Raw genomic sequence first — 26,331 nt, 5'->3', positions numbered from 1 at the left:
ATTCCGACATATCGCCCAGTAATGGTTGTCGATGCAAAGTGCCTATGACTTATGGCAGGCCGAGCATCGGGAGCAGCCAGTGATTGAGCGGTTTGCGCGGATTGTGCTCAGCGTGGGAGCTGGCTTGCCTGCGATGGCGGTGGGTCAGTTGGCTTATGTGTGAGTGACACCCCGCTATCGCAGGCAAGCCAGCTCCCACAGTTGGTCTCGTTGAATTGGAGAATAGTGCTCAGGCTAATCCGGATTCGACCAGCAACGCTTCCAACCCCATGAGGTCCGGCACCTTCGCCACATGCTCCCCCACTTGCACCGCCGCCAGCTCCAGCGGGCACAGCGGCACATCCACGTAGCTCAATTCGCTGTCGAGCTTGTACGACCTTGGAATGCCCTGGATCACCAGCGCAATAAACTTCAACGTCGGCCGCCCACCCAACGCATTCAGCACCACGATCCGCGAGCGTGCGCCGGTCACACTCGCTTCGCCGCACACCGCTTCAAAGCTGATCAACGGGATTTGCCGATCGCGCCACGTCACTTGCCGCAGATACCACGGCGGCGCATCGCTGGCCGGTTCGCCGCGTTGGAAGTCGATCAACTCGGCGATGGCGACGTTGGGTAGCACCAGGTGACGATCGGCCAGGGGCAGCAACAGGCCGGTGAGTTGGCGGGTGCGGTGGTCAAGCATGGGACTTGCTCCAATAGGCGATGCTTTCCAGCAGCACCGACTCTTGATACGGCTTGCCGAGGTAGTCATTCACGCCGATGGCCATGGCGCGGTCGCGGTGTTTCTGGCCGGTGCGCGAGGTGATCATGATGATCGGCAGGCGCATCAGCCGCGGGTCGGCGCGCACCTGGGTCGCCACTTCGAAGCCGTCCATGCGCGGCATTTCGATGTCGAGCAGCATCAGGTCCGGGGTGTGTTCTTCAAGCACAGCGAGCGCGTCGATGCCGTCTTTGGCGGTGAGCACGTTGATGCCGTTGCGCTCCAGCAGGCGACTGGTGACTTTGCGCACGGTGACCGAATCGTCCACCACCAACACCAGCAGCGGGCGCTTTTTCAGGGGATCGTTGAGAATCAGCGGCACATCAGCCGCTTGAGCCGGCAAAGCGGGCTGGCGGGCGCGGATAGGTGCCAGCAAGTCGATGATCAGTACCACACGCCCATCGCCCAGAATCGTCGCGCCGGACAAGCCCTGCACACCCGCAAACTGCGGGCCCAGGCCCTTGACCACGATTTCCCGCGTACCGGCCATGGCGTCCACATGGATGGCAACGCGCCGCTCATTGCACTGCACCAACAGCACCGGCACGGGCTGGTACTGGCCCAGCAGTTTCGGGCGGCTGACGGTCTGCAACAAGTCACCGAGATAGAACAGCTCGTGGCGCTGGCCGGCGTACTCATAACACGGCGGATCCTGCTGATAGTGCCCGGCCAACTCATGCGGCAGCACGCGCACCAGGCCTTCGATGGTGTTGAGCGGAATCGCGTATTGATCGTCCGCACACTGCACCATCAGCGCGCGGTTGACCGACACGGTAAACGGCAAGCGAATGCGGAAATGCACACCCTCGCCCGGCGTCGAGTCAATGAACATTGAGCCACCTAACTGACGCACCTCCTCATGCACCACGTCCATGCCCACGCCGCGTCCGGAAATCTGGGTGATCTTCTCCGCCGTGGAGAACCCAGGTTGCAGGATGAACTGCAACACGTCGCGGTCGCTGATCTCTTGATTGGGGTCGAGCAAGCCACGCTTGATCGCCTTGCGCCGCACCGCTTCCAGCGGCACACCGGCACCGTCGTCACGCATGTCGAAGACAATGTCGCCGCCTTCATGGGTCAGGTCCAGGGTGATGCGCCCCTTTTCCGGCTTACCGGCCAGCAGCCGTACATCGCGGGATTCCAGGCCATGGTCGACGGCGTTGCGCAGCATGTGTTCCAGCGGCGCCGCCATGCGCTCCAGCACGTTGCGGTCCATCTCGCCCTCGGCATTGCCGACGATGAACTCCACGTCTTTGCCCAACTCGCCCGCTACCTGGCGCACGATGCGCTTGAGGCGCGGCAGCATGCGTTCGAACGGCACCATGCGCGTGCGCATCAGGCCTTCTTGCAACTCGGTGTTAATGCGTGCCTGTTGCTGCAACAGGTCGTGCGCATCCTCGTTGCGGCGCTCAAGGGTGTCCTTGAGGTCCAGCAGGTCGGAGGCGGATTCGGACAGCGCACGGGACAGCTGCTGCAACTGCGAATGGCGGTCCATTTCCAGCGGGTCGAATTCTTCGTAGCCCAGGCGTTCGGCCTCGGCCTGTTGGCGGCTGAGGATGCGGCCCTGGGTTTCGGTGTCGAGACGGCGCAGTTGGTCGCGCATGCGTTCGATGGTGGTTTCCACTTCCGTCAGGGCGATGCGTGCGTCGTTGACTTGCTGCTCGATTCGGCCACGGAAGATCGAGGTTTCACCGGCCAGATTGACCAGGTCGTCGAGCAGCTCGGCGGAGATTTTCACCATGTCGGCAGCCGGGTCGACGACTGCTTCCGTCTTGCCGACTGGCAACGCCACTGGTGTTACCGGCTCTACGCTTGGGTGCAACAGGCTTTTGATGCGCTCGATGAGTTTGTCCACCGAGCCTACAGGCAGGCCATCCGCCACAGCGTCGATCATCTGCGCCAGGCGGTCATGGCAACCTTGCAGCAACGCGAACAGCTCCGCAGAGGGCGCGATCAAGCCGGCGGACAGGCCCTCGTAGAGAAATTCCAGCTCGTGGGCCAAATCGCCAATGGGCGCAATTTCGACCATGCGCGCGCCGCCCTTGAGGGTGTGCAAGTCGCGCAGCAGGGTTTCCACTTCCTGTCGATTGCCGGGCTCGGCCTGCCAGCGCAGCAATGCGCTGCCTGAGCTGTCGAGAATGTCAGCGGCTTCTTCGAGGAAAATATCCAGTAATTCAGGATCAGCGCCCGACGCTTGGGGCGCCTCGGCCGGTGCGGAAGGCGTGCTGTTCTGACGGAATTCACGTAACGCGGCGATCAGCTCATTGGCATCGCTCAGGGGTTGGTGCTGTTGCAGTTCTTCAAGCTGCAAGGCCAGCCGCTCATGACTGGCCATCAGCAACAGGGACAGCTCGGTGGAGTAACTGTAGCGGCGGTCCACCAGCCCTTCGTACAGGCATTCCAACTCAGTGGCCAAGTCGCCCACGGGCCCGATTTCGGCCATGCGCGCACCGCCCTTGAGGGTGTGCAAATCACGCTGCAACGACGACAACGGTGCGGCGCTGTCGGGCGCCAGCAACCAGCGTTTGAGCGACTGCCCGGCGCTGTCGAGGATGTCCACGGCTTCTTCGAGGAATATTTCGACAATCTCGTCGTCTATCGCCGTTTCATGTTCCAACTGCTGTGTGGCGGCGCCCAGCTCGGAAATGCTCAGCGTGCGGCTGCCGTCGCTTTTGATCAGGCCGGTGGCGGACGGATCGAGGGCGTCGTCCAGCAGACCGCGCAGGGCGTGGACCCGTGCCGGCGCCGGGCTGACTTCCTGGCCGGCGGCCAATTGGTCGAGCATGCTGATCAGCGCTTCGTGGGCTTGCTCAGCTTCGTGGAAAAACCGCTCACTGACGGCCAGACTGCTCTCTTCCACGGCGCCATACAGGTCGAGCAGGGCTTCGCAGAGTTCGTCGATGGCGTGCAGGTCGGCAACGTGAGCGCCCTCTCCCAACGTGGTCAATTCGTCCAGCAGCGCGGTGAGCTCCTGGCGCTCGCCGGGGTGTTGTTGCCAGCGGCGCAGCAGGCTTTCGGCGTCGAGCAGGATGTCCATGCCCTGGGCCAGAAAGTTGGCGATCAGTTGCGTGTCACGCTTGATGTGCAGGCCAGTACTCGGCGCGTCGAGCAGTGCTTCGAGCTGGTGATCCAGCAGGCGTTGGGTGCGGCTGATCAGGGCCTCTGCGCCTTTGATAGGCGCCAGGGGATAACTGTTCAAATCACGCAGCCCGCGTTGGAACAGGTCTTCGGCCTCCAGCAATAACTCCACTTCGTCCAGGTCCAGCGGCAGGCGGTGAGCTTTATATTCGCGGGTCAGGTGGTCGAGAGGGCGCGCCAGTTCGGCGATGGGCAACACGCCGGCCATGTAGGCGCTGCCCTTAAGGGTGTGCAAGGCGCGTTGCAGCTCATCGCTGACTTGCAGCGGCACATGCTCGGCAGCCTGTTGCAGGAAGTGGTTGAGGCTGTCCAGATGACTTTGGGCTTCGTTGCGGAAGATCTCCAGCAACATCGGGTCGTGGGACTCTGCGACCGGCGCTTGCGTACCGCTGGCCAAGGCGTGGGCACGCGCAGCCAGGGCGTCGACTTCATCGCGCTGGCGTTGGTCGTCGGTGGCGAAGTCGGCGATCAGCTCCGGCAGCAGGGCCACCGCTTCATCCAGCACCTGTTGCACCTCGGGGCCCAGGACAACACTGCGTTCCAGCACGCGGTTGAGCAAGTTTTCCACGGCCCAGGCCAGCTCGGCCAAGACCAGGGCGCGCACCATGCGGCCACTGCCTTTGAGGGTATGGAAAGCACGGCGCATTTCGCCCTGGGCGGTTTTGTTGGTGCTGTTGGGCAGAGAGCGGTGCAGCGCCTCGAGGACTTCGTCGGTTTCTTCGAGGAAGACTTCGCGCAGTTCATCGTCGATGGGTTCTTCATCGGCCGGTGGCGGCAACAGGCTGCCGGGGCGTTGCAGGGCCGGCGGGTTCAGGCGCGACGTTGGACTGGCCAGTGCATCGAACTGGGACTGGCTCGGCGCGATCTCACCCGAGAGTGCCCCATCCGGTGCAGCCAAGGCTTGGCGCCAGGGCTTCTCGACGGGCAGGTAACCCAGTGCGGCCAGGCCTTGGGTGGCCAGTTCCAGCACCCGTTCGCCGGCGGCGTCCGGGTCTTCGAGCATACGTTCGAGGTAGTACTCCAGGCTGCTGATCACGTCAGCAAAATGCGCAAGCTGCATCTCGGACGGCGGCGCATCGGTGTCCATCAATTGCTCGTCGACGTAATCGGTGCATCCGCGCATCAGGCTCGCCGCGCGGGGCAGCGGGATCATCGCAAGGGCGCCGCGCACCTGACTCAGCAGTTCCGGCAGGGACTCAAGGCGCTGGCGGTCCCAATCGGCTTCGATGCAGTCGATCACCAGTTCCTTGGCTTGCTTGAGGCACTGGCAGGATTCGCGGATCACCAGTTGGTGGATCTGGGTCAGGTCGGTGGTGGGCAGGCGGCTTTCTTCGCGGCTTTCCGGCTCGACGGTACCGACCATGCCGGCCAGCGTGGCTTCGACGTAGAGCAACGCGCCGGCAACGTCCATCAATACGGCATCGTTGGGGTCGCGTTGACCTTGAGCCAGGCTCAGCACCACCGCAAGCTGGTCGATGATGACTTTGCGCGGTTGGCCAAAGCCCAGCACGGCCAAGGTGTCGGCGATCTGCCGCAGCGGCGCGAGCAGCGCATCCAAGTCATTGGTGTGCTGGCGGTCGCTGCGTACGAACAAGTCGAGGCGCTCTTTTACCCGTACCAACTCCTCACACAACGCGCCGAGTACCGAGCCCATCGCATTGCGATCCGGACCGGCCAGGCGGGCGCGCTCGGCGTCGACCACCGCGCTGTCAGGCAAGGCCTCATCCAAACCGTAGCGTTCCTTGAGGCTTTGCATGCGCGGCGTCGGTCGGGTGACCTTGGCGACATAGAACAGCAAGCTCTTGAGTAATTCATCCGGCGCCGGCTGGTTGATCCCACCGATACCCTGGGCCAGCAGGCGTTTGAGCTGTTTGTCGCTGGCCTTGAGCAAGCTGCGCAGGGCCGGGCTGTTGGCGATCACACCGATGAGCATCCCTTCGACCAATGCCGAGGCGACTTGCCACAGCGGCAACAGCGGCGCGCCCTGGCACAACGCTTCAAGACGCGCGAACACTCGCGCCATGTCTTCCAGGTTGCTTGGGCCGTGGTCTTCGCGCAACAAACCCGCCAAGGCGTGTTGCAGCAGTGGGTGCCACTGGCGCAGTTGCTCTTTCAGGTCAGGCGTCGCGCGTTGCGCCAGCGCTTCGTCGGGCAGCGGCGCAATCGACAGCAGTTGCGGACTGAACAGGCTGGTCTCCGACAGCAGGCTTTCGCCGCGTGCGCTGCGCAGGTCGTTGAGCAGCGGCAACACCACCAGCGGCAGATCGCGTCGGGCGCTGTGTACACGCTCCAGATACAGCGGCAATTGGTTGAGGGCCTGTTGCAGCAGGCGGATGCTTTCATCGCGCTGGCTGACGCGCCCGGCTTGCAGGGCCAGGGCAAGTGCTTCGATTTCCTCGGCCAACAGCGCGGCGCCGTAGAACTCGACCATTAGCAACGCGCCATGCACCTGGTGGATGCCAGCCAGGCACTCGCTTATTGCGTCGCCGTCAGTGGTTTCGACATACGCGTCCAGCGCCGAACGGGCCTGTTTCAGGGTTTCGGCAATGTCGCCCTTGACCCATTCGAGGGCCACGTAGTCGTGCCGATCAACCATAACTGCTCCGCTTAGAATTCGTGGGTTGCTTGTCTTGCAGATATCTCAAACCAATGGATACCTAATCTGGGAGCGGGCAAGCCCGCTCCCAGATTTTGACGGCATTTCAATCGTCGACCTGCTTGGGGGCCGGGAGGGTGAAACCCGACACCGACCGGCGCAACTGGCTGGCCATTTTTGCCAGGTTACCGATACTTTCGGCCGTGGCCGTGGAGCCCGACGAGGTCTGCGTAGTGATCTGCTGAATCACATTCATCGTCAGGGAAATCTGCCCCGCCGACGAGGTCTGTTGCTGCGCCGCGTTGGATATGCTCTGGATCAGCGCCGCCAGGGTCTTCGACACGCCTTCGATTTCTTCCAGCGCCACCCCGGCGTCTTGCGCCAGCCGCGCGCCGCGCACCACTTCGGTGGTGGTCTGCTCCATGGAGATCACCGCTTCGTTGGTGTCGGCCTGGATCGCGCGCACCAGAGTTTCGATCTGCCGGGTCGCGGCCGACGAACGTTCGGCCAGGCGCTGAACTTCATCCGCCACCACGGCAAAGCCGCGCCCTGCATCCCCAGCCATGCTCGCCTGGATTGCGGCATTGAGGGCGAGGATGTTGGTTTGGTCGGCAATGTCGTCGATCAGGCTGACGATGTCGCCAATCTCCTGGGACGACTCGCCCAAGCGTTTGATGCGCTTGGCGGTGTCCTGGATCTGCTCGCGAATGTTGTCCATGCCGTGGATGGTGTTGTGCACCACCTCGTTGCCTTTGTTGGCAATTTCCACAGAACGCTCTGCCACTGCCGAAGATTCGGCGGCGTTGGCCGAGACCTGATCGATGGACTGGGCCATCTGGTTGATCGCGGTGGAGGCTTCGGCGATCTGCTGGGCCTGATGCTCCGACGCCTGAGCCAGGTGCATGGCGGTGGCCTGGGTATCCTGCACCGCTCCGGCGACTTGCCCGGCGGTGAGGTTGATGGTGGCGACGAGGTCGCGCAGCTGATCCACGGAATAGTTGATGGAGTCGGCGATGGTACCGGTGAAGTCTTCGGTCACCGACGCGGTCACGGTGAGATCGCCGTCGGCCAAGTCTTCGATTTCATCCAGCAGACGCATGATCGCGTTCTGGTTGCGCTCGTTCTTCTCGGCAGTTTCATGCAGTTGGCGGTTGGTCTCACGCACCATCACCAGGCCGATCAGGATGATCGAGGTCAGCGCCAGCAAGCCGAGCACGTAGCCACCGATGGTGTCCAAGCTGCGCCCATCGGCAAGATTTTCAAACCCGGTGGCCAGGTGTGAGGCTTCATCGAGCAGGGTTTGCGACAAGTTGAAGATGTTGCTCGCCGATGCGCGCACTTGGAACAGTTGCGGCGAGGTCTCAAGAATTTCATCCACGGAGCCGGAGACAAACTCAAACAGCTCGGCAATTTCCGCCAGCCGCGCGCGGGCGTCGCGGTCTTCGACCTGGGTGATGCGCAGGCCGGGGTTGCCCTGGAGCATGCCGTTGAGCACCAGCCCAAATCGGTTGGCATCGCGGCCAAAGGCGTCGGCGGCCTGCGCGGCGGTTTCGTCGCCGGCGAGCACGGTGTTCACCGCACCCAGGATACGTTCAGCCAGCAGTGACTGGCGCTGGGCCAACGCCACTTGGCTGGCCGGGGCGCCACGTTGCAGCAGGATGTCGACGACCTTTTCCGACTCGATCTGCAATTGCGGCACAGTCTCGGCCAGCGTCGCGGCAACTTGATGCAACGACAGCACGGTCTGCTCGCTGGCAAGAATCGCATCGGTATTTTTCAGCAGCGCCTCCCAGTCGGTCTGTACGGCGCGCATTTCGGCGCGTACCGCACTGGGCGCGGCGGGCAGCCCGGTTTGTGGGTCGCCTTTTTTCAGGTAGCCCCAGCGCTGGGCGAAATCGTTGCGCGCCTCGCCCAACAGCTTGAACGCAGCCGCCTTGCCGGCGGCAGCTTCGGTGGCGTTTTTGGCGATGCGCTGGGACAGCACGCGTAATTCACCGGCGTGGCCGATGTACTGTTTGTCATAGGTCGACTGGGTGTTGAGGTACGCAAAGTTGGCGAACAGCAACATGATGAACACGATCAGTGCGATAAACAGCACGATGATCTGCGAGCGGCTGCGCGAGCCGGCCTGGGGTTTGGACGTGGTGGCGGTGGTCATGCGGCAACATCCATGAAACCTGGGGCCTGGGCCAGGGCGAAGGGGCTGAAGACCTGCCACCGCTGGTCGCCGTCGAACCAGCCTTGGATATACGGTGCGTCGGGTGCGGCGTTCGCCAGCCACGCGTCTTGTGCAAAATGCTGCATCCCCACCACCTCGTCCACCAGCAGCCCGACAAACAGGTCGTTACATTCCACCACCAACACCCGCCGCTGTTTACGCGCCTTGGACAGTTCAAGGCTGAGGAAACCACCCAGGTCCATCACCGGCAACAAGCGCCCACGCAGATTAGCCACGCCTTTGACCCAGGCCTTGACCCCGGGCATTAAAGTGCAACGCGGCTCATGCAGGACTTCGGCGACTTCACCCATGGGCGCCACATACCAGTGCTGCCCCAGGCGAAAACCAATGCCGCTCCAACGTTGCAGGCGGGTTTCCTGGGACGGCAGGTCGGCGGCCAACAGGCGGCAGCGGCGGTCGATGTCCAGCAACAGCTCAAAGGCGGTTTGCGACTCGGTCATGATCGCGTACCGTCAGCCGGCCAGCACCTTGTTCAGGGTGGCGATCAGGGTTTCTTCATCGACCGGCTTGGTCAGGTAGTCCTTGGCGCCCTGGCGTGCCCCCCAGATCTTGTCGGTTTCCTGGTCCTTGGTGGTGATGATGATGATCGGGATGCCGTTGGTTTCCGGCTCCTTGGACAGCTGGCGCGTGGCCTGGAAGCCATTGAGGCCCGGCATCACGATGTCCATCAGCACGGCGTCGGGTTTTTCCTGGCGGGCCAGGGCCACGCCGTCCGCACCGTTCTCAGCCTTGAGGACCTGGTGGCCGTGCTTTTCCAGCATGCCGGTGAGTTTGTACATTTCGGTCGGCGAATCGTCGACGATCAGAACACGTGCCATGGTTTTCCCCACTACATAGGTGGACACCGGCCCTTGTGAGGCGGCGTCAGTGTGCTTGTTCTACTGCGGCGAAGGCAGGCACGTAGGCCTTGATCACGCCCAGCAGTTCTTCCTTGCTGAAAGGCTTGGTCAAAAACTGATCGACACCCACGGTACGGCCCTTGGCCTTGTCGAACAGGCCATCCTTGGAGGACAACATGATCACCGGGATCGACTTGAACGCCGGGTTGTTCTTCACCAGCGCGCAAGTCTGATAGCCATCCAGGCGCGGCATCATGATGTCGACAAAAATAATGTGCGGGTGATGATCAACAATCCGGGCCAGGGCATCAAAACCGTCGATGGCCGTGATGACATCGCACCCCACGTTCTTCAACAGGGTCTCGGCGGTGCGGCGGATCGTCTTCGAATCGTCGATCACCATCACTCTCAAGGCGTTGGATTGCTGTTCCATATCTGCTCTGCCATCGCCACAGCGAATCGGTTTTCGGTGTGTACTGTCTGATGTTGCACAGGATGAACGCCGCAAGCCTTGGAATTCAAGGGCTGCTGCGCTGTGGCAGTCTTTTTAGCACAGTCTCCGGGCGCAATCTATCGAGCAACCGGCCGGGTGGTTTTTCCTTGACCCACAACAGCCGCAGCGCCACTCTGACGCCACTTTTGTGTGCCCTTATTTGTTAGAGGAAATCCCCCATGAGCGTTCGCGTCGGCATTGTCATGGACCCTATCGCCAGCATTTCCTATAAAAAGGACAGCTCGCTGGCCATGCTCCTGGCCGCTCAGGCCCGCGGCTGGACGTTGTTCTATATGGAGCAGCGCGATCTTTACCAAGGCGACGGCGAAGCCCGCGCGCGCATGCGCCCGCTGCAGGTGTTTGCCAACCCGCAGAAGTGGTTCGAGTTGCAAGATGAAATCGACAGCCCGTTGAGCGATCTGGACGTGATCCTGATGCGCAAGGACCCGCCGTTCGACATGGAATTCGTGTACTCCACCTACCTGCTGGAGCAGGCCGAACGCGCTGGCGTGCTGATCGTCAACAAGCCGCAGAGCCTGCGCGACTGCAATGAAAAGCTGTTCGCCACGCTGTTCCCGCAGTGCACGCCGCCGACCGTGGTCAGCCGCCGCGCCGATGTGCTGCGTGAATTTGCCGCTAAACATGGCGATGTGATTCTCAAGCCGTTGGACGGCATGGGTGGCACCTCGATCTTCCGTCACCGCGCGGGCGACCCGAACCTGTCGGTGATCCTGGAAACCCTGACCGCCCTGGGCACCCAGCAGATCATGGGCCAGGCCTATATTCCGGCGATCAAGGACGGCGACAAGCGCATCCTGATGATCGACGGCGAGCCGGTGGATTACTGTCTGGCGCGCATCCCGGCAGCCGGCGAGACCCGTGGCAACCTGGCGGCCGGTGGCCGTGGTGAAGCACGGCCTTTGTCGGACAAGGACCGTTGGATCGCCTCCCAAGTCGGTCCAACACTGCGTGAAAAGGGCTTGCTGTTTGTGGGCCTGGACGTGATCGGTGAGAACCTGACTGAAATCAACGTCACCAGCCCGACCTGTATCCGCGAGATCGACAATGCTTTCGGCACCAACATCGGGGAAATGCTTATGGCCGTGATTGCCGAAAAGTTGCAAGTTGCAAGCTCCAAACCGCACGTTTAAAGCAGGCCGCTTTTAGACTTGCAGCTTGTGGCTTGCCGCTTGAAGCTAAAAACCAACATTGCGCTATCATGCCGAACCTCGAAACCCGCGATGTTGGTTTTTATGCCCCTGCCGTCCGAACTGCCCCCCGAACTCTCCCACAGCGGCGTGCGCCCGGCTGATCGGCTCGGATTTACCCTGTTCCTGGCGGCATTGATTCACCTGGCCCTGATCCTCGGCGTGGGGTTCACGATGGTCGAACCCAAGCAGATCAGCAAAACCCTGGAAATCACCCTCGCCACGTTCAAGAGCGAAAAGACGCCCGAGAAGGCCGACTTTCTCGCCCAGGACAACCAGCAAGGCAGCGGCACCCTGGACAAGAAAGCCGTGCCCAAGACCACCGAAGTGGCGCCGTTCCAGGACAACAAGGTGAATAAAGTCGGTCCGCCGCCGACGCCTAAGCCCGAGGTCAAGCAAGCCTCACCCAAGCCTGCGGTGACTACCGTCGCACCCAAACCGCAAAAAGCCCCGACCCAGCGCGAAAAGATCAAGACCGAACCGAAACCCGAGCCCGTCAAGCCGGCGCCGACGTTCGACAGCTCGACGCTGACCGATGAAATTTCCAGCCTGGAAGCGGAGCTGGCCAACGAGCAGCAGTTGTACGCCAAGCGCCCGCGTATCTACCGGTTGAACGCCGCCTCGACCAGGCGCGACAAAGGTGCCTGGTATAAGGACGAGTGGCGCAGGAAGGTTGAGCGTATCGGTAACCTCAACTACCCGGATGAGGCAAGGCGCCAGCAGATATATGGCAATTTGCGCTTACTGGTGTCGATCAACCGTGACGGTACGTTATATGAAGTGCAGGTTCTGGAGTCCTCCGGCCAGCCATTGCTGGACCAGGCTGCCCAGCGCATCGTGCGCCTGGCTGCACCGTTTGCCCCGTTCAGCGGGGATTTGAACGACGTTGACCGCCTGGAAATCATCCGCACCTGGAAGTTCGCCAAGGGCGATCGGCTTTCCAGCAATTGATGACAATTGCCGGATCCGGCACATCGCCAGCTTGTCAGTTCGCCCCTCCAACGCCACACTAGCGGACATGAAAAACGTAAGCCCGACCTACCTAAAGCACCAATTCCTGATCGCCATGCCTCATATGGCCGACGCGAACTTTGCGCAAACCTTGACCTACATTGTCGAGCACACGGCCAATGGTGCTATGGGACTCGTGGTAAACCGCCCGCAAGAGCTGAACCTGGCGGACATCCTCGAACAACTGCGACCGGACGTCGACCCGCCGGCCCGTTGCCAGGACGTGCCGATCTACATCGGTGGGCCGGTGCAGACCGACCGCGGTTTTGTACTGCACCCCACCGGGCCGAAGTTCCAGGCCACGGTCGACCTGGAAGGCGTGTCGCTGTCGACCTCTCAGGACGTGTTGTTCGCCATCGCTGACGGCGCTGGCCCCGAGCAAAACGTGATCACCCTGGGCTATGCGGGCTGGGAAGCCGGACAACTGGAAGCTGAGTTGGCGAGCAATGCCTGGCTGACCTGCCCCTTTGACGCCGATATCCTCTTCAACACCCCCAGCGAACTGCGCCTGGAAGCTGCGGCGGCGAAGCTGCGGGTCAACCTCAGCCTGCTGACCAGCCAGGCGGGGCACGCCTGATGGCCTTGCGTCTGATCCTCGGCTTTGACTACGGCACCAAACAGATCGGCGTAGCAGTCGGCCAGGTGATTACCGGGCAGGCCCGCGAGCTGTGCACCCTCAAGGCCCAGAACGGCATCCCGGACTGGAACCAGGTCGAGGCCCTCATTGAAGAGTGGAAGCCCGACGCAGTGGTGGTCGGCTTGCCTTTGAATATGGATGGCACGCCCAGCGACATGTGCCTGCGCGCCGAAAAGTTCGCACGCCGCCTCAATGGCCGCTACAACATCCCGTTCTATACCCACGACGAGCGCCTGACCACCTTTGAAGCCAAGGGCGAGCGACGCGACCGTGGCGGGCAGAAAGGCAGCTACCGCGACAACCCCGTGGACGCCATCGCCGCCGCCCTGCTGCTGCAGGGTTGGCTGGACGAAAACACAGCTTTATTTGAATCCTGACTGACGCGGCTTGCCGCGTCTTTTTACGTTTACGCCCGGACCTTGCCCCCGCCAGGCCTTGAAGGAGCCACCATGAGCTTGCCGAACCCCGCCGAACTGATCAGCCAGATGGCCAAAAGCCTCACGGCCCATCTGCAACACCGCGCCATCAGCGAACCGCGTTTCATCGGTATTCGCACTGGCGGTGTGTGGGTGGCCCAGGCACTGCTGGAAGAGCTCGGCAGCGATTCGCCCCTGGGCACTCTGGACGTGTCCTTCTACCGCGATGACTTCAGCCAGAACGGCCTGCACCCGCAAGTGCGCCCGTCGGCCCTGCCCTTCGAGATCGAAGGCCAGCATCTGGTGCTGATCGATGACGTGCTGATGAGCGGCCGCACCATTCGCGCCGCCCTGAACGAACTGTTCGACTACGGTCGCCCGGCCAGCGTGACACTGGTGTGCCTGTTGGACCTGGAAGCCGGCGAATTGCCGATCAGCCCGGATGTGGTCGGCGCCACACTGTCGCTGGAAGCCCACCAGCGGGTAAAATTGTCCGGTCCCACGCCGCTCGAACTCGAACTGCAAGACCTTGCCCTTTAAACCGCCTTGTACAGAGTCCCCGCGATGACGCCTCTAGATGCCAAGCGCCCGCTGCAGCTCAATGCTCAGGGCCAGCTGCAACATTTCTTGTCCCTCGACGGTTTGCCCCGCGAACTGCTCACCGAAATCCTCGACACCGCCGACTCGTTCCTCGAAGTCGGCGGCCGCGCGGTGAAGAAGGTCCCGCTGCTGCGCGGCAAGACCATCTGCAATGTGTTCTTCGAGAACTCTACGCGCACCCGTACCACCTTTGAGCTGGCGGCCCAGCGACTGTCGGCCGACGTGATCACGCTGAACGTGTCGACCTCGTCGGCGAGCAAGGGCGAGACCCTGCTCGACACCCTGCGCAACCTGGAAGCCATGGCCGCTGACATGTTCGTGGTGCGCCACGGCGATTCCGGCGCCGCGCATTTCATCGCCGAGCACGTGTGCCCGCAGGTAGCGATCATCAACGGCGGCGACGGCCGTCACGCCCACCCGACCCAGGGCATGCTCGACATGCTCACCATTCGTCGGCACAAGGGCAGCTTTGAAAACCTCTCGGTGGCCATCGTCGGCGACATCCTGCATTCGCGGGTGGCGCGCTCGAACATGCTGGCCCTGAAAACCCTGGGTTGCCCGGACATCCGCGTGATCGCACCGAAAACCCTGCTGCCGATCGGTATCGAGCAGTACGGCGTGAAGGTCTACACCGACATGACCGAAGGCCTCAAGGAGGTCGACGTGGTGATCATGCTGCGCCTGCAACGCGAACGCATGTCCGGCGGCCTGCTCCCAAGCGAAGGCGAGTTCTACCGCCTGTTCGGCCTGACCACTGCACGCCTGGCCGGCGCCAAGCCGGATGCCATCGTGATGCACCCCGGCCCGATCAACCGCGGCGTAGAGATTGAGTCGGCGGTGGCCGACGGCAACCAGTCGGTGATTCTCAACCAAGTGACCTACGGCATCGCCGTGCGCATGGCGGTGTTGTCCATGGCCATGAGCGGGCAAACCGCGCAACGTCAATTCGAGCAGGAGAACGCCCAGTGAAGCTCAGCATTCTCGGCGCCCGCGTTATCGATCCGGCCAGTGGCCTGGATCAAGTTACCGATCTGCACCTGGAAGCCGGCAAGATCATCGCCATTGGCGCGGCCCCTGCTGGTTTCAGCGCGGTTGAAACCATCGATGCCAAAGGCCTGGTGGCCGCGCCTGGCCTGGTGGACCTGAACGTCGCCCTGCGCGAGCCGGGTTACAGTCGCAAGGGCAACATCATCAGCGAAACCCGCGCCGCTGCGGCCGGTGGCGTGACCAGCCTGTGCTGCCCGCCGCACACCAAGCCAGTCTTGGACACCTCGGCGGTGACCGAGCTGATCCTGGACCGCGCCCGTGAAGCCGGCAATTGCAAAGTGTTCCCCATTGGCGCCCTGAGCAAAGGCCTGGAAGGCGAACAACTGGCCGAGCTGATCGCCCTGCGCGATGCCGGTTGCGTGGCCTTTGGCAACGGTTTGGAGAGCTTTCGCAGTGCCCGCACCCTGTGCCGCGCCCTGGAATACGCAGCCACCTTCGACCTGACGGTGATCTTCCACTCCCAGGACCGCGACTTGGCCGAAGGCGGCCTGGCCCATGAAGGCGCCGTGGCCAGCTTCCTCGGTTTGCCGGGCATTCCGGAAACCGCCGAAACCGTGGCCCTGGCCCGCGACCTGCTGCTGGTGGAACAAAGCGGTGTGCGTGCGCACTTCAGCCAACTGACCAGCGCACGCGGTGTGGCCCTGATTGCGCAGGCCCAGGCCCGTGGCTTGCCGGTGACGGCGGATGTGGCGTTGTATCAGCTGATTTTGACCGATGAGGCGCTGATCGACTTCTCCAGCCTCTACCACGTGCAACCGCCGCTGCGCACCCGTGCCGACCGTGATGGTTTGCGCGCGGCGGTGAAGTCGGGTGTGATCTCGGCGATTTCCAGCCACCACCAGCCCCACGAGCGCGATGCCAAGCTGGCACCGTTCGGCGCGACAGAGCCGGGTATCAGCAGCGTTGAGCTGTTGCTGCCGTTGGCGATGACGCTGGTGGAAGAGGGTTTGCTGGACTTGCCGACGTTGCTCACGCGACTGAGCGCCGGCCCGGCCGAGGCATTGCGTTTACCGGCGGGTAAGTTGGCGGTGGGTTCGGCGGCGGACTTGGTGCTGTTTGATCCGGCCAGCTCCACGGTAGCTGGGGAGCACTGGCTGTCCAAAGGTGAGAATTGCCCGTTTATCGGGCATAGCTTGCCGGCGACGGTGCGTTACACCTTGGTGGATGGGCGGATCAGCTATCAGGCCTAAAGCCGGTCTAGAGTGGGCACAGTAACTGTGGGAGCAAGCCCGCTCCCACCGTTAGTGTGTATCGGCCTCTAGAGACTCAACGTCCGCCGTTGCGCTCGGCATTACGAATCGAAATCTGCGTATTCAGCGTCCAGAAGTCATACAGCACGCCCACCAGGAACAAGCCGCCGGTCAGCAGGTAGATCAGGCCGGAGATCCATTTGCCCTGATACATACGGTGCACGCCAAATACGCCCAGGAACGCCAACAGAATCCACGCCACGTTGTATTCGATAGGCCCGGCGGTAAAACGCAGGTCCGCTTCACGATCCATGGCCGGGATCAGGAACAGGTCGATCAGCCAGCCAATCCCCAGCAAGCCCAAGGTGAAAAACCAGATCGTACCGGTCACCGGCTTGCCGTAATAGAAGCGATGCGCGCCGGTAAAACCGAAAATCCACAACAGGTAACCGATCACCTTGCTGTGGGTGTCTTGTTGCTGGCCAATCTGTTGATAGGTGTTCATCGCTTACCTCTTTTGCCTCGATAGAAAAATTTTTTCACTTTCTTTGTGACTTTTTTACAGGCGCCCGACGTACGGCAAATGGTATCTTCCCTGCCCTGAAAGCCTTATGCCACCTGCCTTGTGTAGGACAATTGCGGCGAATCGTCGCGTTTTTCCTGATTTTGACGTCAAGGTTCAGTCGACAAACGGCCTGAGAACGACACTAAAACCTGTTATAAAGTTGCGCGCAAACCCATAAGAGCCACGCCTAATGCGACCATTTTTCAAGACATGGCTAACCATTTGCCTATTAATGCCACTGGCCGCCCACGCCACCAATCGTGAGCAACGACTTCCTAACGTTAACGGTTTCACCCCTAAAGTCCACAGCACGCCAGGCACTACCAAGTCGGTGAAGCTGACTGTCAGCCGCCCAACTCAACTGAGCAAGGCCCACAACGGCAAAGCAGTACCGGGCCTGGTAGGCGTCAACACCAAGCAGAGCAGCAGCGTTCTCAGCCGCGCCGTCAACGTGCTCGGTACTCCTTATCGTTGGGGCGGTAGCAGCCCAAGTAAAGGGTTCGACTGCAGTGGTTTGGTGAAATATGCGTTTAATGATGTTGCAGCAGTAGACTTGCCGCGCACGTCCAATGCCATGGCCGCAGGCCACGGGCAGAAGGTTGATCGCAAGGACCTGAAACCGGGTGACCTGTTGTTCTTCAAACTGAAGAGCCGTAAGGTGAACCACGTTGCTATCTACCTGGGCAATGACCGTTTTATCCACGCACCGCGCCGTGGCAAATCGGTCAGCATCGACACGCTGAAAAAGCCGTTCTGGAATAAGAACTACGTGATTGCCAAGCGGGTTCTGCCTAAAGAGCAAAACAACTTGCGGATCGTTCAGCGCTGATTTCAGGCTGAAATACAGTAAAAATGTGGGAGCGAGCTTGCTCGCTCCCACATTTTATTTACATCGTTTTCAAGACCTCATATGTCTGCAGGCACCCGCGCCTTGCCCTGCGCCTCTTCCCGACTGATCACGCCCTCCCCGACCAACGCCTTCAAACTCATATCCAGCGTCTTCATCCCCAACGCTCCACCCGTCTGGATCGCCGAGACCATCTGCGCCACCTTGTCCTCGCGGATCAAATTCCGAATCGCCGGCGTGCCCAGCATGATCTCGTGAGCCGCCACCCGCCCGCCGCCCATCTTCTTCACCAGCACTTGGGACACCACCGCCTGCAACGACTCTGACAGCATCGCGCGGACCATGGCTTTTTCCCCGGACGGGAACACATCCACCAGCCGGTCTACAGACTTCGCCGCCGAGCTGGTGTGCAGTGTGCCAAAGACCAGGTGTCCGGTCTCCGCCGCCGTCAGCGCCAGGCGGATGGTTTCCAGGTCGCGCAGTTCACCCACGAGGATCACGTCAGGATCTTCCCGTAGCGCCGAGCGCAGTGCGGTGGAAAAGCTATGGGTGTCGCGGTGCACCTGGCGTTGGTTGATCAACGCCGTTTTCGGTGTGTGGATAAACTCGATGGGGTCTTCGAGCGTGAGGATGTGCTGACGCCGATGCTGATTGAGAAAATCGATCATCGCCGCCAAGGTTGTGGACTTGCCCGAGCCAGTGGGGCCAGTCACCAACACCAAGCCGCGCGGTAGCTGGGCGATACGCTGAAACACATCCCCCAGGCCCAGGTTTTCCAGGCTCTGCACCTCAGAGGGGATGGTGCGAAACACGGCGCCCATGCCGCGGTCCTGCTGGAACACATTCGCCCGGAACCGCGCTACGTCGGGTAGCTCGAAAGCAAAATCCGTTTCAAGAGATGTTTCGAAATCCTTTTGTTGGTGCTGATTCAGTAAGGGTCTCAATAAGTCCGCTACTTGCGTAGGTGAGAGCACCGGCCAATCCAGCGGCCACACCTCGCCATCCACCCGCAACATCGGCGCCAGGCCAGCTGACAAATGCAGGTCGGAGGCGCCACGGCGCACGCTGGCCCTGAGTAATTCAGTGATATCCATAGGGCTTTCCATTTCCAGTAGAATGCCGCGGACTCCATATCCACGGGCGCATCTTGAATGTCGACGATAGCAGACAACATCGGCCTGGTTAGCCAGCGCATCCGCGCCGCAGCCGACGCCGTGCAACGTGACGCAAGCAGCATCCACCTGCTGGCCGTGAGCAAGACCAAACCCGCACTCGCAGTGCGCGAAGCCTATGCCGCCGGGATGCGCGATTTTGGCGAGAACTATCTACAGGAAGCGTTGGGCAAACAGGAGGAATTGACCGACTTGCCCTTGAGTTGGCACTTCATCGGCCCCATTCAATCGAACAAGACTCGTGCGATCGCCGAGAACTTCGCTTGGGTGCATTCCGTGGACCGTTTGAAAATTGCTCAACGTTTGTCCGAACAGCGCCCGGCCAACCTGCCGCAGCTGAATATCTGCATTCAGGTCAACGTCAGTGGCGAAGCCAGCAAGTCCGGCTGTACACCCGCCGACCTGCCGGCCCTGGCCAATGCGATCAGCGCCTTGCCGCGCCTGAAGCTGCGTGGCTTGATGGCGATCCCCGAGCCGACTGAAGATCGGACGGCCCAAGATGCGGCGTTCGCCACCGTACGCGAGCTGCAAGCCCGTTTGAACCTGCCGTTGGACACACTTTCCATGGGCATGAGCCACGACCTCGAGTCGGCCATTGCCCAAGGCGCCACCTGGGTGCGGATCGGTACCGCCCTGTTCGGCGCCCGCGACTACGGCCAGCCTTGAAAATGGCTGACTTCTATTTAACCAAGGACCTGTCATGACAGACACGCGTATAGCTTTTATCGGCGCCGGCAACATGGCGGCCAGCCTGATCGGTGGCCTACGGGCCCAAGGCCTGGGCAGCGCGCAAATTCGCGCCAGCGACCCGGGCGCCGACACCCGTGCCCGCGTCAGCGCCGAGCACGGCATTGAAACCTTTGCCGACAACGCTGAGGCCATCCAGGGCGTCGACGTGATCGTGCTGGCAGTCAAGCCGCAAGCCATGAAGGCCGTGTGCGAAAGCCTGCGCCCGAGCCTGCAACCACAGCAACTGGTGGTGTCCATCGCCGCCGGGATCAACTGCGCCAGCCTGAAGCAATGGCTCGGCGACCAGCCGATCGTGCGTTGTATGCCGAATACGCCATCCCTGCTGCGCCAGGGCGTGAGCGGTTTGTACGCAACGGCTGACGTCACCGCCGAACAACGTGACCAGGCCCAAGAGCTGCTGTCCGCCGTGGGCATCGCCCTGTGGCTGGAACAGGAGCAGCAACTGGACGCGGTCACCGCCGTGTCCGGCAGCGGCCCGGCGTATTTCTTCCTGCTGATCGAAGCCATGACCGCCGCCGGCGTGAAACTGGGCCTGTCCAAGGACGTTGCCGAGCAGCTGGCTGAACAAACCGCCCTGGGCGCCGCACATATGGCGGTGTCCAGCGACGTGGACGCAGCCGAGTTGCGCCGTCGCGTGACCTCCCCCGGCGGCACCACACAAGCGGCTATCGAATCGTTCCAGGCCGGGGGCTTTGAAGCCCTGGTCGAAAAAGCATTGGGCGCCGCTGCGCACCGCTCGGCCGAACTCGCCGAACAACTTGGCAAATAAGGAGCCAACATGATTGGTTTGAACACCGCAGCCGTCTACGTGCTGCAAACCATCGGCAGTCTGTATTTGCTGATCGTGCTGATGCGCTTCGTGCTGCAACTGGTGCGCGCGAACTTCTACAACCCGCTCTGCCAGTTCATCGTCAAGGCCACCCAGCCACTGCTCAAGCCGTTGCGCCGGATCATCCCGAGCCTTTTCGGCCTGGACATGTCGTCGTTGGTACTGGCGATCCTGGTGCAGTTGGCCTTGATGGCTCTCACCCTGCTGCTGACCTACGGCACCACCGGCAATTTCGTCCAGTTGCTGGTCTGGGCAATCATCGGCGTGACCGCGCTGTTCCTGAAGATCTTCTTCTTTGCTTTGATCATCAGCGTGATCCTGTCCTGGGTCGCTCCGGGTAGCCATAACCCTGGCGCTGAGCTGGTGAACCAGATCTGCGAGCCGGCCCTGGCGCCGTTCCGCAGGCTGCTGCCGAACCTGGGCGGCCTGGATATCTCGCCGATCCTGGCGTTCATGGTGCTCAAGTTGCTGGATATGCTGGTGATCAACAACCTGGCGGCCATGACCTCAATGCCGGACATCCTGCGAGTGCTGATCTAACACTTGGCGCAGTAAAGTGTGGGAGCTGGCTTACCTGCGATAGCGGTGTATCAGTCAACGGATTGGCTGACTGGCACGCCGGTATCGCAGGCAAGCCAGCTCCCACATTTTGTATCTGCCTATTGAATTGAATCCGCACAGGCCTTTGCTTGCCGCTAGGTGCAGCGGTCTTTAGACTTACGCCTCATTTAAACGAGAGCAGGGTCGATGCCAACTGCCTTCCCCCCCGATTCTGTTGGACTGGTCGTGCCCCAAGTGGCGCACTTCAGCGAACCGCTGGCCCTGGCCTGCGGACGTTCGCTGCCTGCCTATGACCTGATCTACGAAACCTACGGCCAACTGAACGCCACGGCGAGCAATGCCGTGCTGATCTGCCACGCCCTGTCCGGCCATCATCACGCTGCCGGTTTCCACTCCGCCGACGAGCGCAAGCCTGGCTGGTGGGACAGTTGCATCGGCCCTGGCAAACCCATCGACACAAACACGTTCTTCGTGGTCAGCCTGAACAACCTCGGCGGCTGCAACGGATCCACTGGCCCGAGCAGTATCAACCCGGAAACCGGCAAGCCGTTCGGCGCCGACTTCCCGGTGCTCACCGTGGAAGACTGGGTGCACAGCCAGGCGCGTCTTGCCGACCTGCTGGGCGTCGATCAATGGGCAGCGGTGATCGGCGGCAGCCTGGGCGGCATGCAGGCGCTGCAATGGACCATTACCTACCCGGATCGCGTGCGCCATTGCCTGGCTATCGCCTCGGCCCCCAAGTTGTCGGCACAGAACATCGCCTTCAACGAAGTGGCGCGCCAGGCCATCCTTACCGACCCCGAGTTCCACGGCGGTTCGTTCCAGGAAGCGGGGGTGATTCCAAAGCGTGGCTTGATGCTGGCGCGCATGGTCGGGCACATCACCTACCTGTCCGATGATTCCATGGGCGAAAAATTCGGCCGTGGCCTCAAGAGCGAAAAGCTCAACTACGACTTCCATAGCGTTGAGTTCCAGGTGGAGAGCTACCTGCGTTATCAGGGCGAGGAATTCTCGGGGCGTTTCGACGCCAATACGTACTTGCTGATGACCAAGGCCCTGGACTACTTCGACCCGGCCGCCAACCACGACGACGACCTGGCGAAAACCTTCGAGGGCGCTACGGCCAAGTTTTGCGTGATGTCCTTCACCACCGACTGGCGTTTCTCGCCGGCACGCTCGCGTGAGCTGGTGGATGCGCTGATGGCTGCGCGCAAAGACGTCTGCTACCTGGAGATCGATGCTCCGCAAGGCCATGACGCCTTCCTGATTCCGATCCCGCGGTACCTGCAAGCCTTCAGCAACTACATGAACCGCATAACTTTGTGAGAGCACCATGAGAGCCGACCTGGAAATCATCCAAGACTGGATCCCCGCTGGCAGCCGCGTGCTCGACTTGGGTTGCGGCGATGGGGAACTGCTGAGTTGGCTGCGGGACAACAAGCAAGTCACCGGCTACGGCCTGGAAAACGACCCGGACAACATCGCCCAGTGCGTAGCCAAGGGCATTAACGTGATCGAACAGGACCTGGACAAGGGCCTGGGCAACTTTGCCAGCAACAGTTTCGACATCGTGGTGATGACCCAGGCGCTACAGGCGGTGCACTACCCGGATCGCATCCTCGACGAAATGCTGCGCGTCGGCCGCCAGTGCATCATCACCTTTCCCAACTTCGGTCACTGGCGCTGCCGCTGGTACCTGGCCACAAAGGGCCGCATGCCGGTATCGGATTTCCTGCCCTACACCTGGTACAACACGCCGAACATCCACTTCTGCACTTTCGAAGACTTCGAAGCCTTGTGTAGCGAGCGTGAAGCCAAAGTGATCAACCGCCTTGCCGTCGATCAACAGCACCGCCACGGCTGGGCGAGTAAGCTATGGCCCAACCTGTTGGGCGAAATTGGTATTTACCGGGTCAGCAGCCCTGGCCTGATCGACCACAAGATTGCCGTCTAATCATCTTTCAAGAGGGACGTTCATGAGTCGTTTGGCTGTTTTTCTATTGACCGCTTGCCTGGGCGCCAGCGCCATGGCCGCGGACGCTATCGACGCAAATCGCAAGAAAGACTTCGGCGATATCACCGTCCACTACAACACCTTCACTTCCAGCTTCCTGCAGCCGGAAACCGCCCAGAAGATCGGCGTGGTGCGCAGCAAGGAGAAGGGCTTGATCAACGTAACCGTGATCAAAGGCGTGACGCCAGTGGCGGCGCAAGTCACCGGCACCATCAAGGATCTGAGCGGCAAGAGCGAGATACTGACGTTCAAGCAAATCGAAGAAAAAGGCGGGATTAACTACCTCGCCCCTTACGCCGTGACGCAGCGGGAATACAAGACGTTTACCATCAATGTTGAAACCGGTGGCAAAGCCCATAGCTTCCAATTCAACCAGGAACTGTTTCCGGCGCAATGATAAACCTTACCCAACTCGTACTCGCCAGCCACAACGCCGGCAAGCTTAAAGAACTTCAGGCGATGCTCGGCGAATCCGTGCAATTGCGCTCGATTGGCGAGTTCAGCCAGGTGGAGCCGGAAGAGACCGGCCTGTCGTTCGTCGAGAACGCCATTCTCAAGGCACGCAATGCGGCACGTATTTCCGGCCTGCCGGCGCTGGCGGATGACTCGGGCCTGGCGGTGGACTTCCTCGGCGGCGCTCCTGGCATTTACTCGGCACGTTACGCCGACGGCAAAGGCGACGCGGCCAACAACGCCAAGTTGCTCGACGCCCTCAAGGATGTACCGGACGCGATGCGCGGCGCGCAGTTCGTGTGTGTGCTGGCCCTGGTACGACATGCCGATGATCCATTGCCGATCCTGTGCGAAGGCCTGTGGCACGGGCGCATTCTGCATGCAGCCAGCGGTGAGCATGGTTTTGGCTATGATCCGCTGTTCTGGGTGCCGGAACGTAATGTCTCGAGCGCCGAGTTGAGCCCGGCCGACAAGAACCAGATCAGCCATCGCGCTCGCGCAATGGATTTGCTGCGCCAACGCCTGAGCCTGAAATGACCCAGAACACCTCCGCGCAGCCGCTGATCCACGGCGGCGCGCAAACACCCCGGGCGGCCCTGCCTGTGCTGCCGCCCCTGGCGCTGTATATCCACATCCCGTGGTGCGTACGCAAATGCCCCTATTGCGACTTCAACTCCCACACCGCCAGCAAGGTGCTGCCGGAGGAAGACTATGTGGACGCCTTGCTGGCCGATCTCGATCAGGACCTGTATGCGGTTTACGGTCGCGAACTGAGTTCGATCTTCTTCGGTGGTGGTACGCCCAGTCTGTTCAGCGCCGCAGCGCTGGGCCGCTTGCTTGAGGGCGTGGAAGCACGCATCCGGTTTGCCAGCGATATAGAGATCACCCTGGAAGCCAACCCAGGGACGTTCGAGCAAGAGAAATTCGTGGCTTATCGCAAGCTGGGGATCAATCGCCTGTCCATCGGCATCCAGAGTTTCCAGCAGGAAAAGCTCCAGGCCCTGGGACGTATCCACAATGGTGATGAAGCCGTGCGTGCAGCGGGCATGGCGCGCCTGGCCGGGTTTGATAACTTCAACCTGGATTTGATGCACGGTTTGCCCGATCAGTCCCTGGACGACGCGTTGAGCGATTTGCGCCAAGCCATCGCACTCAAACCCACGCACTTGTCGTGGTACCAACTGACCCTGGAGCCCAACACCGTATTCTGGAACCAGCCGCCCGCGCTGCCGGAAGACGATACGCTGTGGGATATCCAGGAAGCGGGCCAGGCGCTGCTTGCTGAACACGGTTACGCGCAATATGAAGTCTCGGCCTATGCCCAGCCAGGTCGCCCGGCGCGGCATAACCTGAACTACTGGAGCTTCGGTGACTTTATCGGCATCGGCGCCGGCGCCCACGGCAAACTCAGCCATCCGGACGGGCGCATCGTGCGCACCTGGAAGACGCGAGCGCCGAAGGGCTACCTCAACCCGGCCAAAAGCTTTCAGGCTGGGGCGAAAGAGCTGACTAACGAGGAACTGCCGTTTGAGTTCCTGATGAACGCTTTGCGCCTGACCGAAGGTGTCGAAGCCAAGCTCTACGCCGAGCGCACCGGCCTCGATCTGGCAAGCCTGGATGACGCACGCACGGATGCAGAACAAAGCGGCTTAATGCAGGTCGAACCGTCACGCCTGGCGGCGACCGACCGCGGGCAACTCTTTCTCAATGACCTGCTGCAGACGTTTTTGAGCTGACGCTCTAAGGAAATCGAATGGATTTGGTACTCGACCTGCTCGCCACCGTATCCCGCTGGAGCCGCAGCAACCTGTCGGAAATATCCCTGGCCCTTGTGGGCTGTTTGCTGGTGCTGTTTGGCGCTGATATCAAAGGCTGGGTAGAAGCCCGCCTGGGCAGCGTCGCCGGCGCATTGCGCGTACCGTTGATGGCGCTGCTGTGCATGATCGGCAGCGGCGCGGCGTTGATCTATGCCACACCGTGGATTGTGCGAGGGTTGAGCCAGTTCAATAACTACAGCCTGGCACCGGTGCTGGTGGTGGTGCTGGTGTTGATTGGGGTTGTGGCAGATCGCCGCTGACCTAAAGCCCAACACAAAACAAATGTGGGAGCTGGCTTGCCGGATCGCCGCACCGCTGCGATAGCATCACCTGGGTATCACTGATACACCGAGGTGCCTGCATCGCAGCGGTGCGGCGATCCGACAAGCCAGCTCCCACAGTTTTGACCGTGTGCTACTCAGTCGATTTTTTCGAACTTCAAATCCCACACACCATGCCCGAGTCGCTCGCCGCGGCGTTCGAACTTGGTGATCGGGCGCTCAGCCGGGCGTGGCACGCATTTGCCGTCTTCGGCCAGGTTGCGGTAGCCGGGGGCCACGTTCATGACTTCCAGCATGTATTCCGCGTACGGTTCCCAGTCGGTGGCCATGTGCAAGATGCCGCCGACCTTGAGCTTGCTGCGTACCAGCTCCGCGAAGGAAGCCTGGACGATACGGCGCTTGTGGTGACGGGATTTATGCCAAGGATCCGGGAAGAACAGCATCAGCCGATCAAGGCTGTTGTCGGCGATGCAGCGGTTGAGCACTTCGATCGCGTCGCAGTCGTAGACCCGCAGGTTGGTCAACCCTTGGGTCAATACGCCGTTGAGCAACGCGCCAACACCTGGGCGATGCACTTCAACACCGATGAAATCCTGTTCTGGCGAGGCTGCCGCCATTTCCAGCAGGGAGTGGCCCATGCCGAAGCCGATTTCCAGGGAACGCGGGGCCGAACGGCCGAACACCTGGTCGTAATCCACCGGTGCGTCGGCCAGGGGCAGCACAAACAAGGGTGCGCCTTGCTCCAGGCCCTTTTGCTGGCCTTCGGTCATGCGACCGGCGCGCATCACAAAACTCTTGATGCGGCGGTGCTTGGACTCGTCGGCGTCGTCCAGAGTGTTCGGCGTTTCGTTTGATTCAGTCATCA

The 26,331-nt window shown here is 61.3% G+C and carries 27 protein-coding genes; 18 read left to right on the top strand and 9 right to left on the bottom strand.

Features of this window, described 5'->3' with window-relative positions; genetic code table 11:
• Positions 1-31 precede the first annotated feature (31 nt).
• The gene (locus AACY30_RS10790) at positions 32-163 is read left to right on the top strand and encodes a hypothetical protein (RefSeq protein WP_339469837.1); all 132 of its coding nucleotides are present in this window, start codon (positions 32-34) and stop codon (positions 161-163) included.
• 66 nt (positions 164-229) lie between these two features.
• Here the strand turns inward: AACY30_RS10790 and AACY30_RS10785 are convergent, their stop codons facing one another.
• The 6 genes from AACY30_RS10785 to pilG form a co-directional block, all read right to left on the bottom strand.
• On the bottom strand, positions 230-685 hold the full coding sequence (locus AACY30_RS10785; protein WP_339415270.1) for a chemotaxis protein CheW: 456 nt from the start codon (positions 683-685) through the stop codon (positions 230-232).
• Positions 678-6,497, bottom strand: a complete 5,820-nt coding sequence (locus AACY30_RS10780) for an Hpt domain-containing protein (protein ID WP_339469685.1) — start codon at positions 6,495-6,497, stop codon at positions 678-680. Before AACY30_RS10780 ends, AACY30_RS10785 begins: the two co-directional genes overlap by 8 nt.
• A gap of 106 nt (positions 6,498-6,603) precedes the next feature.
• Positions 6,604-8,655 (bottom strand): methyl-accepting chemotaxis protein, encoded by a 2,052-nt coding sequence (locus AACY30_RS10775; RefSeq protein WP_339436147.1) that lies wholly within the window; start codon positions 8,653-8,655, stop codon positions 6,604-6,606.
• On the bottom strand, positions 8,652-9,176 hold the full coding sequence (locus AACY30_RS10770) for a chemotaxis protein CheW (protein WP_339469683.1): 525 nt from the start codon (positions 9,174-9,176) through the stop codon (positions 8,652-8,654). Before AACY30_RS10770 ends, AACY30_RS10775 begins: the two co-directional genes overlap by 4 nt.
• A gap of 12 nt (positions 9,177-9,188) precedes the next feature.
• Complete coding sequence (gene pilH / locus AACY30_RS10765; protein WP_014720320.1) at positions 9,189-9,554, bottom strand: twitching motility response regulator PilH; 366 nt, start codon at positions 9,552-9,554, stop codon at positions 9,189-9,191.
• 46 nt (positions 9,555-9,600) lie between these two features.
• Entirely contained in the window at positions 9,601-10,008 is a 408-nt protein-coding gene (gene pilG, locus AACY30_RS10760) for a twitching motility response regulator PilG (RefSeq protein WP_339415266.1), read from the bottom strand.
• A gap of 239 nt (positions 10,009-10,247) precedes the next feature.
• Between pilG and gshB the strand changes: the two genes are divergently transcribed.
• The 7 genes from gshB (at position 10,248) to AACY30_RS10725 (ending at position 16,177) form a co-directional block, all read left to right on the top strand.
• Positions 10,248-11,219, top strand: coding sequence for a glutathione synthase (gene gshB / locus AACY30_RS10755; RefSeq protein ID WP_339469681.1), 972 nt, complete (start codon positions 10,248-10,250; stop codon positions 11,217-11,219).
• 102 nt (positions 11,220-11,321) lie between these two features.
• Positions 11,322-12,227: an energy transducer TonB gene (locus AACY30_RS10750; RefSeq protein WP_339469680.1), complete on the top strand. Its 906-nt coding sequence runs from the start codon at positions 11,322-11,324 to the stop codon at positions 12,225-12,227.
• A gap of 67 nt (positions 12,228-12,294) precedes the next feature.
• A complete protein-coding gene (locus AACY30_RS10745) occupies positions 12,295-12,864 on the top strand; it encodes a YqgE/AlgH family protein (RefSeq protein WP_339469679.1) in 570 nt (189 codons plus the stop codon).
• Positions 12,864-13,301: a Holliday junction resolvase RuvX gene (ruvX, locus tag AACY30_RS10740; protein WP_339469678.1), complete on the top strand. Its 438-nt coding sequence runs from the start codon at positions 12,864-12,866 to the stop codon at positions 13,299-13,301. The genes AACY30_RS10745 and ruvX overlap by 1 nt, the downstream gene beginning before the upstream one ends.
• A 72-nt stretch (positions 13,302-13,373) precedes the next feature.
• Positions 13,374-13,880: a bifunctional pyr operon transcriptional regulator/uracil phosphoribosyltransferase PyrR gene (pyrR, locus tag AACY30_RS10735; RefSeq protein WP_339469676.1), complete on the top strand. Its 507-nt coding sequence runs from the start codon at positions 13,374-13,376 to the stop codon at positions 13,878-13,880.
• Positions 13,881-13,904: 24 nt separating this feature from the next.
• Entirely contained in the window at positions 13,905-14,909 is a 1,005-nt protein-coding gene (locus AACY30_RS10730) for an aspartate carbamoyltransferase catalytic subunit (protein ID WP_339427650.1), read from the top strand.
• Positions 14,906-16,177, top strand: a complete 1,272-nt coding sequence (locus AACY30_RS10725; protein ID WP_339427649.1) for a dihydroorotase — start codon at positions 14,906-14,908, stop codon at positions 16,175-16,177. The genes AACY30_RS10730 and AACY30_RS10725 overlap by 4 nt, the downstream gene beginning before the upstream one ends.
• A gap of 76 nt (positions 16,178-16,253) precedes the next feature.
• On the opposite strand, the gene AACY30_RS10720 is transcribed toward AACY30_RS10725, so the two are convergent.
• Entirely contained in the window at positions 16,254-16,682 is a 429-nt protein-coding gene (locus tag AACY30_RS10720) for an NINE protein (protein ID WP_370467849.1), read from the bottom strand.
• 250 nt (positions 16,683-16,932) lie between these two features.
• On the opposite strand from AACY30_RS10720, the gene AACY30_RS10715 reads away from it, so the two are divergent.
• Entirely contained in the window at positions 16,933-17,571 is a 639-nt protein-coding gene (locus tag AACY30_RS10715) for a C40 family peptidase (RefSeq protein WP_339469674.1), read from the top strand.
• 77 nt (positions 17,572-17,648) lie between these two features.
• Here AACY30_RS10715 and AACY30_RS10710 read toward each other — a convergent pair whose 3' ends face one another.
• A complete protein-coding gene (locus AACY30_RS10710) occupies positions 17,649-18,683 on the bottom strand; it encodes a type IV pilus twitching motility protein PilT (protein WP_339469672.1) in 1,035 nt (344 codons plus the stop codon).
• Between the two features lie 57 nt (positions 18,684-18,740).
• Between AACY30_RS10710 and AACY30_RS10705 the strand changes: the two genes are divergently transcribed.
• The 9 genes from AACY30_RS10705 (at position 18,741) to AACY30_RS10665 (ending at position 25,445) form a co-directional block, all read left to right on the top strand.
• Positions 18,741-19,427: a YggS family pyridoxal phosphate-dependent enzyme gene (locus AACY30_RS10705; RefSeq protein WP_339540280.1), complete on the top strand. Its 687-nt coding sequence runs from the start codon at positions 18,741-18,743 to the stop codon at positions 19,425-19,427.
• A gap of 34 nt (positions 19,428-19,461) precedes the next feature.
• Positions 19,462-20,280 carry a pyrroline-5-carboxylate reductase gene (proC, locus tag AACY30_RS10700; protein WP_339415258.1) on the top strand — a complete coding sequence of 273 codons (819 nt, stop codon included), beginning with the start codon at positions 19,462-19,464 and terminating at the stop codon, positions 20,278-20,280.
• A gap of 9 nt (positions 20,281-20,289) precedes the next feature.
• Entirely contained in the window at positions 20,290-20,880 is a 591-nt protein-coding gene (locus AACY30_RS10695) for a YggT family protein (RefSeq protein WP_339415257.1), read from the top strand.
• 207 nt (positions 20,881-21,087) lie between these two features.
• Positions 21,088-22,227 carry a homoserine O-succinyltransferase MetX gene (gene metX, locus AACY30_RS10690; RefSeq protein ID WP_339415256.1) on the top strand — a complete coding sequence of 380 codons (1,140 nt, stop codon included), beginning with the start codon at positions 21,088-21,090 and terminating at the stop codon, positions 22,225-22,227.
• A 7-nt stretch (positions 22,228-22,234) separates the two neighbouring features.
• Positions 22,235-22,855 (top strand): methionine biosynthesis protein MetW, encoded by a 621-nt coding sequence (gene metW, locus AACY30_RS10685; protein WP_339415255.1) that lies wholly within the window; start codon positions 22,235-22,237, stop codon positions 22,853-22,855.
• A gap of 22 nt (positions 22,856-22,877) precedes the next feature.
• Complete coding sequence (locus tag AACY30_RS10680) at positions 22,878-23,312, top strand: DUF4426 domain-containing protein (protein WP_339469668.1); 435 nt, start codon at positions 22,878-22,880, stop codon at positions 23,310-23,312.
• The gene (gene rdgB / locus AACY30_RS10675; protein ID WP_339427647.1) at positions 23,309-23,905 is read left to right on the top strand and encodes an RdgB/HAM1 family non-canonical purine NTP pyrophosphatase; all 597 of its coding nucleotides are present in this window, start codon (positions 23,309-23,311) and stop codon (positions 23,903-23,905) included. The genes AACY30_RS10680 and rdgB overlap by 4 nt, the downstream gene beginning before the upstream one ends.
• The gene (hemW, locus tag AACY30_RS10670; protein ID WP_339540279.1) at positions 23,902-25,104 is read left to right on the top strand and encodes a radical SAM family heme chaperone HemW; all 1,203 of its coding nucleotides are present in this window, start codon (positions 23,902-23,904) and stop codon (positions 25,102-25,104) included. The genes rdgB and hemW overlap by 4 nt, the downstream gene beginning before the upstream one ends.
• 17 nt (positions 25,105-25,121) lie before the next feature.
• Positions 25,122-25,445, top strand: coding sequence for a DUF3392 domain-containing protein (locus tag AACY30_RS10665; RefSeq protein WP_010207241.1), 324 nt, complete (start codon positions 25,122-25,124; stop codon positions 25,443-25,445).
• A gap of 158 nt (positions 25,446-25,603) precedes the next feature.
• Here AACY30_RS10665 and trmB read toward each other — a convergent pair whose 3' ends face one another.
• Entirely contained in the window at positions 25,604-26,329 is a 726-nt protein-coding gene (gene trmB, locus AACY30_RS10660) for a tRNA (guanosine(46)-N7)-methyltransferase TrmB (RefSeq protein WP_339415251.1), read from the bottom strand.
• Positions 26,330-26,331: the final 2 nt, after the last annotated feature.

The sequence above is a fragment of the Pseudomonas sp. RA_5y_Pfl1_P24 genome, assembly GCF_963970945.1.
GTDB lineage: Bacteria > Pseudomonadota > Gammaproteobacteria > Pseudomonadales > Pseudomonadaceae > Aquipseudomonas > Aquipseudomonas tritici.
Note: the sequence above shows the minus strand (reverse complement) of the source record. Positions and strands in the feature narration are given on the sequence as shown.